This is a genomic window from Erythrobacter sp. CCH5-A1 (genome assembly GCF_001557115.1).
In the GTDB taxonomy this organism is placed as follows: domain Bacteria; phylum Pseudomonadota; class Alphaproteobacteria; order Sphingomonadales; family Sphingomonadaceae; genus Erythrobacter.
The window spans coordinates 22097-28661 of sequence record NZ_LSKQ01000115.1; the positions used below are offsets into that span (position 1 = coordinate 22097).

The window sequence follows — 6565 nt, forward strand, 5'->3', positions numbered from 1 at the left end:
CTACTCCGCCGGGAAGGCCTGCGGGTCTTCGCGGCGCGCTTCGCCCGGCCCCAGCAGGCGGCGCTTCAACCGCGCGAGCGGCGCGGTGACGAGGCCATGCGCCTCCATCCACGCGTGATATTCGGCGTATTTGGGGTCTTCGGCGAGGAGATGCGCCTCCTCGGTCCGCGCGCGCCAGTAGTAGATCGCGTTGACCGCGAGCAGGAAGATGCAGTTGCGCAAGGGTTCGAGGAACCCCTCGCCGTTCACCATGAAGGGCAACACGCTCGCCCACCAGAACAGGTTCTTGGAGAGATAGGCCGGGTGGCGGGTGAAGCGGTAGGGGCCGTTGGTCAGCACGCCGCGATAGGTGAGGTTGGAAAAGCGGATGCCGAACACCACCGTCGCCCAGGCGTAGATGCCAGTGAGGAACACCAGCAGCGCCCCCCAAGCCCACAGCAGCGCGGTGTTACCGGCAAACCAGTGCGCCCAGCCCGGCGTCGCATATTCATAGCTCAGGATCTGGTTGTCGGGCCCGATGATCCCCCACACGAAGGGCGGGTAGCACAGCAGCGCGGCGAGCCAGCCCGCAAGGAACGGATTGCCCGACCGGATGTGCGAATCGAGCGGGCGCAGCGTCAGCAGGTAGCCCACGGTGCCGATCTGCACGTCGACGAGGAACAGCAGCGTCACCAGCAGCATGATGAACTCGACCGGGTTCGCCAGCAGCGCGGCCGGCTGCGCCTCCACCACCTGCGCGAAGCCGGGGGGGAGGATCGAGATCATGAAAGCGCCGAAGAAGCCCTTGATCGCCCAGGCGCGCCAGTGCTTGGCGATCGCCGCACCATCCCACTGGTCGCGCCCCGCGACCCCGCCGCCCGCAACGAAGGCGCCGAAGTGGAAGCAGCCGTCGCGGGGCTCCACCAGATAGCGGTCGAGCCAGATCACATAGGGCACCGAAAGGATCACCAGCGGGAAGATGGCGAAGCTCAGGACGTCCATCGAAAACAGGTAATTGCCCGACCAGTACCAGCGCCCCAGCGTATAGAAGGCGGCCAGCAGCGCCCAGGTCGACCACAGGCCGACCAGCTTGATGACCGCCACCGGCATGACCTCGGGCAGGGGGCGTTTCAGGCTCCAGTCGATCCCGGTCGAGGGGCGCAGGTGGACCTTGTCGACCAGCACCGACCACACAGCCATCGGCAGCGCGGTGAACAGCATCGCGGCAAGCGCGGCATAGGGACCGGAGAGCACGCCGCGCGCGCCCGAAAGCCCGCCGCCCAGGCCCAGCGCGCTCGCGATCTCGGGATAGGAGCGGCAGAAGGCGATCCACACCGCAAGCCCCGCCAGCCCCGCCAGCCCGACGCCGGTCGAGACATCGCTGCGCGGGGGCGCGGGCGGCACGGGAGTTGCGGGCGCAGTCATACCGCCACGCGCTTACACGCAAAGGGTTAACAGCCCCGCAAAGCCCCGCGCAGAGCGCTTACTTCCAGGCGTGCACCGTGCCGCTGTCGTCGAGCAGGTAGAGCATCCCGTCGGCCACCACCGGCGCGATGCTGATCGGCTGACCGATATCGGCGAACAGCGTGGCCGAACCCTCGCCCGCGCTCACCTTCCACAGCTCGCCGCGCGAATTGGCAGCCCACAACTGGCCGCCGGCGAGCACCGGACCGGTCCAGAAGATCGGGCCTTCCTTGTCTTCCTCGTCGCGGTAGCGCTGGAGCTGGGTGATCCAGCGCACCCGGCCGCTCGACCGGGCGATGGCGAGCAGGCGCGCGTCGTCGGTGAGGGTGAAGATCCACTCGCCCGCGATGGCGGGGGTGGAGATTCCTGCAAGGTTCAGTTCCCAGATGCGCTGGCCGCTGACCAGTTCATAGGCCGCCATGCGCCCGCCCTGCCCGAGCGCATAGACGCGGCCCGAATCGATGATCGGATCGGCGTCGATATCGGTGACCGAGCCGACCGTGGTGGAGATATTGGTGCGCGCCAGCGCATCCGACCACAGCGAGCGGCCGTTCTCGTAGCGGTAGGCGGTGAGCTCGCCCGAGGAATAGCCTGCAACGATCGTGCCCTGCCCGGCGGCCGGCGCAGCGACGCCGAACACGCCCGACTGGGTGTTCGACCCGCTCTCGTCCCAAACCAGCGAACCGTCGGTCATCGACAGCGAGATCAGCTGGTTGTCCTGCGTCATCACGAAAAGCTGGCCGAAGGCGATGGTCGGCGAACCGCGCAAGGGGCCTGCGGGCTTCACCTTCCACAGCATCGCGCCGGTCTCGGCATCGATCGCCTTGACCTCGCCCACGCCGTTGGTGGCGTAGAGCTTGCCGCCTTCATAGCTGGCCCCGCCGCCGAAGGCCGAGGGGCGCATGTCCTTGGTCATGCTCTCGTCGTTCTGGAGGGTCCAGAGCTGGGCGCCGGTGTTCTTGTCGAAGGCGTGGATCACCCCGTCGGTCCCGGTTACGAACAGCTTGCCGCCGCCCACCACCGGCGCGGCAGCGAGGCGTTCGCGGTTGCTCGATCCGGCGATCCGCCCGGTCCACACCTTGGCGGGGTTCTCGGCGAGGGAAAGGTGCCCGTAGGACTTGCTCGCCGAACCGCCGGCCTGCGCCCATTCGGTGTTGGTCCGCTGCGGGGGGAGCACCACGCTGATACCGGCCAGCGCGGGGTCGACTTCGGCCCCGCTCTCGATCCGCGAGAGGATCGGCACGCGGTTGCCCACGGTCGGCGTGGTCTTTTCATCGCCGCCGCCGAACAGCCCGCCCTTGCAGCCGCCGAGGCCCGCCGCCAGCACGCCGGCCATCAGCGCGGCGCGCAGGATTGTGTTATGTGTCATGAGCGCTTCGATTCCCATCCCAAGATCATTGCGCCGCCGGCGCCGGCTGAGCCGCCGCGCCTGCGGTATCGCCCGTGCCGTCGGACACGACCCCCTCGTCCTTGAGCAGCTTCTTCACGTCGACGATCGCGTCGACACCCATCAGCCCAGCCATCTGGCGCGCGCGGCTGCGCAGCGTTTCGGGCAGGTCTTCATCCTTCGAAATCTCGGAGAACAGCTTGCCCGCCTCGGCGCGGTTGCCCGCTTCGAGATGCGCCATCGCGACGAGCTCGCCCGCCGAGCCGAACCAGGGATTGCCCTTGACCGCGAGGTCCTTGAGCTGCGCGATCACGTCAGCCGGCTTCATCGCGTCGTAATTGATGCTGACCTCGCGCACACGGGCGAGATCCTTCAAGGCCGGGGGCGTGGTCGGATCGGCGGCGACCTGCTTGTAGAGCCCGCTCGCCTTGGCCTTGTCGCCCGCTTCGAGCGCGGCAGCGGCCTGGATGAACCGCGCCGCCGCGCGCGCGCCGGGCGAGGAATCGTCGCCCAGCAGCCCTGCGACCTTTTCCGACGCGCTCTTGAAATCCCGCTTGTCGGCCATGTCGAGCGCGGCGATCACGGTTTCCGACTGCGTCTCGAGGTTCTTCTCGGCGTAGTGGTGCCAGATCATGTAGCCGCCGAGCGCCGCGATCAGCGCCAGCACGCCGCCGAGCACCTTGATCCCGTGCTTGCGCAAAAATTCGAGCAGCGCGTCTTCACGCACCGCCTCGTCGATTTCGCGGATCAGCACCTCGTCCTCGCGCGAGGGGGCGGGGGTGTCGGGAGAGGTGATGGGAGTGCGCGCCATGGTCGGCCTTGGTGTCCTCGTGAATTGGTCTGCGCCGTCACCGTCGTGAAGGCGCGAGGGCGCTCTTTAGGCAGGTGAAAGCCCGCGCGCAATGGCACCGGCTGTCACGGCGGGGCAATGCTGGAGCCGGGTTGAACCGGAGATGAAGCAATCTGCGAGGGAATGAAGGTATCAGAAAGCCCGCCCCATCGCGCGCGCATAGGCCGCTTCGTAGGCCGCCTGCATCACCGCGAAGTCGAAATTTGCGCGCGCGCGCTCGCGGTTGGCGGCGCCGAGCGCGCTGCGCATATCGGGGTTGGCGGCCAGCGCAAGCAATGCGCCCGAGAGGGCCCCGGCATCGCCCGGTGGCGCGAGCAGCACGCGATTGGGCTCGCACAGGATCTGCCGGATGTCGCCGACATCGGTCGCCGCCACCGGCAGACCCGCCGCCATCGCCTCGACCACCGAGAGCGGAAACTGCTCGGAGGCCGAGGACAGCGCGAAGATATCGAACAGGCCAGCCACTTTGGCGGGATCGACATTGCCCGGCAGGTGGACCCGGCTGGCGATGCCGAGCGCCTCCGCCTTGGCAGCGATCGCCGCGCGCTCCGGTCCCTCGCCGCAGATCACGAGGTGCCATTCGGGTGGCAGCGGCGCGCAGGCGGTCACGAGATCGGTCAGCCGCTTGACCGCGCGCAGGCCCGCCAGCGTGCCGACCCAGAACGCGTCCTCGCCCTTGCGGATCGGGAGCGCGGCGGGATCGGGCGGAACGGCGAAGGCAGCGGTGTCGATGCCGTTGGGAATGCGCAGGACCCGGGCTTGCGGCTGGAGCCAGATCTGGCGGGCGATGATCTCGAGCCCGGTCGATGGCACGATCAGCGCTGACGCCCCGCCCAATGCGGCAAGGCGGTAGAGGTTGCGCGCCGGCTTGAGACGCACCGCCTCGTCCTCGTTGAAGCCGTCCTCGTGGTGGACCAGCGGGGGCAGGTTCCAGAGCCGCACGAACAGGCGGTGCGCCATCACCGCATCCATCGCGCCCCAGTTGTAGGTGCACACGAGATCATAGCCCTGCATCGCGCGCGCCAGTGCGGCCAACCGCGCGGGCGTGGGCTTGCCCGTCAGCGAAGGGAAGTCCTGCGGGTAGCGGACCGGTACATGATCCTCGACCAGCGCGGCGGCCGCCATCGCCTGCGGCTCGGCGGAGACCACGGTGTGATCGAGCCGCGTCCCCCAGGCGTTCATGAGCCGGACCGCGCGCACCTCCTTGCCGCCCGCGGCGAAGGTGGAATGGCAATGCAGGATGCGGGGAACGGCCCCCGCAGACGCGTCGGTCACTCCGCCTCGTCCAGCAGCGCATGGATCGCGGCGCGGACCTCGGGCTCGTCGAGCGTCGGGGCATGGCCGACATCGGGGACGGTGATGGTGCGCATCTTCGGATTGCGCACCCCCATCTGCTTGACGGTGTCGGCGCTGAGGAGATCCGACAGCCCCCCGCGCACCAGCAGCATCGGCACGCCCGCCAGCGCCTCGAAGGCGAGCCACAGATTGGGCGGCGCGGCGTTGCCGGGTTTGGCGAAAGGCTCGGCGATGGCCATGTCGTAATCGAACACGATCCGCCCGTTCTGGCTCACCACCATGGTGCGCTTGGCCATTTCGAGCCACTGGTCGAGATCGAACTTCGGGAAGGCGCCCCCATGCGCCTCGGCCAGACCGCGCGCGGCGTGGACCCAGGTGGGATAGGAGCGGCCCTGCCCGACATAGCCCGAGATGCGCGCGAGGCCCGCGGTCTGCACCTCGGGGCCGATGTCGTTCATCACCACCGCGCTCATCCGCCCGGGCTTGCCCGCCGCCATCAGCATCGTCATCAGCCCGCCCATCGAGGTGCCGACCACTGCGAAGCGGGTGATATCCTGCTCGGCGAGCAGCTTTTCCACATCCTGGACATAGGTGAGCGGCGAATAGGTGTCCGAATCCTTGGCATAGTCGCTCATGCCCCGCCCGCGCATCTCGGTGACAATCACGCGGCGCGTGGCAGCCAGCGCCTCGGCCAGCGCGCCGAAGTCGCGGGCGTTGCGGGTGAGGCCGTGCATGCACAGCACCGGCAGCTTCGCGGTGCCCTCTGGCCCCGGGTAGTTGCGGTAATGCAGGGTGAGCCCGTCGCTGCTGGTCCAGTAGCGGTCTTCGTACAATGCGGCCATCCGTGCCGGTATTCCCTTCCCTCGAAGGCCTGCGCGGCTTGCGCGCCGCCCTGCCCTCGCCCACTATCGCGGCATGAGCGAGCGACTGCAACACCCGGATGCGCACTGTGCCTATCGTCCCGATCCCGCCATCCTGTCGCTGGCAGACTGGCTGGGCGATCCGGTCGCGGCCGCGGACTTCCCCGAGACGCGGCTTCGCTGGCGCAATGACAGGGCGGCGGCGAGTGTCGGGCTGGCGGGCTTGAGCGACGAGGCATGGGTGCGGCACTTCGCGCGGTTCCAGCCGCTCGAAGGCAATATCCCTCAGCCGCTCGCGCTGCGCTATCACGGGCACCAGTTCCGGGTCTACAACCCCGAGATCGGCGACGGGCGCGGCTTCCTGTTCGCGCAGATGCGCGCAGCCGACGGCCGGCTGATGGACCTCGGCACCAAGGGTTCGGGCACCACCCCGTGGAGCCGCAGCGGCGATGGCCGCCTGACCCTGAAGGGCGCGGTGCGCGAGATCCTCGCGACCGAAATGCTCGAGGCGCTGGGCGTCAACACCTCGAAAACCTTCAGCGTGATCGAGACGGGCGAGAGCCTCTATCGCGGGGACGAGCCCTCGCCGACGCGCTCCGCCGTGCTGGTGCGCCTCAGCCATTCGCACATCCGCATCGGCACCTTCCAGCGCCTGCTGGCGCTCGAAGCGGCGGACGATATGGAAACGCTCATCGCCTATTGCCTCCAGCAATTCCCAGCCCCGCCCCC

General features: G+C 68.7%; 6 protein-coding genes. 1 reads left to right on the forward strand and 5 read right to left on the reverse strand.

The annotated features are described in order from the left end of the window. The 5 genes from AX708_RS05925 to AX708_RS05945 all read right to left on the reverse strand — a co-directional run bounded on the left by AX708_RS05925 (position 1) and on the right by AX708_RS05945 (position 5818). Positions 1-1404, reverse strand: coding sequence for an isoprenylcysteine carboxylmethyltransferase family protein (locus tag AX708_RS05925; protein ID WP_066532375.1), 1404 nt, complete (start codon positions 1402-1404; stop codon positions 1-3). Between the two features lie 58 nt (positions 1405-1462). Next, positions 1463-2812, reverse strand: a complete 1350-nt coding sequence (locus AX708_RS05930; protein WP_066532502.1) for a PQQ-binding-like beta-propeller repeat protein — start codon at positions 2810-2812, stop codon at positions 1463-1465. A gap of 25 nt (positions 2813-2837) precedes the next feature. Continuing rightward, a complete protein-coding gene (locus AX708_RS05935; protein WP_066532368.1) occupies positions 2838-3641 on the reverse strand; it encodes a tetratricopeptide repeat protein in 804 nt (267 codons plus the stop codon). A 171-nt stretch (positions 3642-3812) separates the two neighbouring features. After that, positions 3813-4955, reverse strand: a complete 1143-nt coding sequence (locus AX708_RS05940; RefSeq protein WP_066532365.1) for a glycosyltransferase — start codon at positions 4953-4955, stop codon at positions 3813-3815. Then, complete coding sequence (locus AX708_RS05945; RefSeq protein ID WP_066532362.1) at positions 4952-5818, reverse strand: alpha/beta fold hydrolase; 867 nt, start codon at positions 5816-5818, stop codon at positions 4952-4954. The genes AX708_RS05940 and AX708_RS05945 overlap by 4 nt, the downstream gene beginning before the upstream one ends. Positions 5819-5891: 73 nt before the next feature. Here AX708_RS05945 and AX708_RS05950 point away from each other — a divergent pair. Next, positions 5892-6565: protein adenylyltransferase SelO family protein (locus AX708_RS05950; protein WP_197426350.1), on the forward strand; the 674-nt coding region annotated here is incomplete at its 3' end.

Excerpts from the sequence above, each read along its gene's own strand:
- AX708_RS05930 (WP_066532502.1), bottom strand. The coding sequence starts at position 2,812 with ATGACACATAACACAATCCTGCGCGCCGCGCTGATGGCCGGCGTGCTG.
- AX708_RS05945 (WP_066532362.1), bottom strand. The coding sequence starts at position 5,818 with ATGGCCGCATTGTACGAAGACCGCTACTGGACCAGCAGCGACGGGCTC.
- AX708_RS05935 (WP_066532368.1), bottom strand. The coding sequence starts at position 3,641 with ATGGCGCGCACTCCCATCACCTCTCCCGACACCCCCGCCCCCTCGCGC.
- AX708_RS05925 (WP_066532375.1), bottom strand. The coding sequence starts at position 1,404 with ATGACTGCGCCCGCAACTCCCGTGCCGCCCGCGCCCCCGCGCAGCGAT.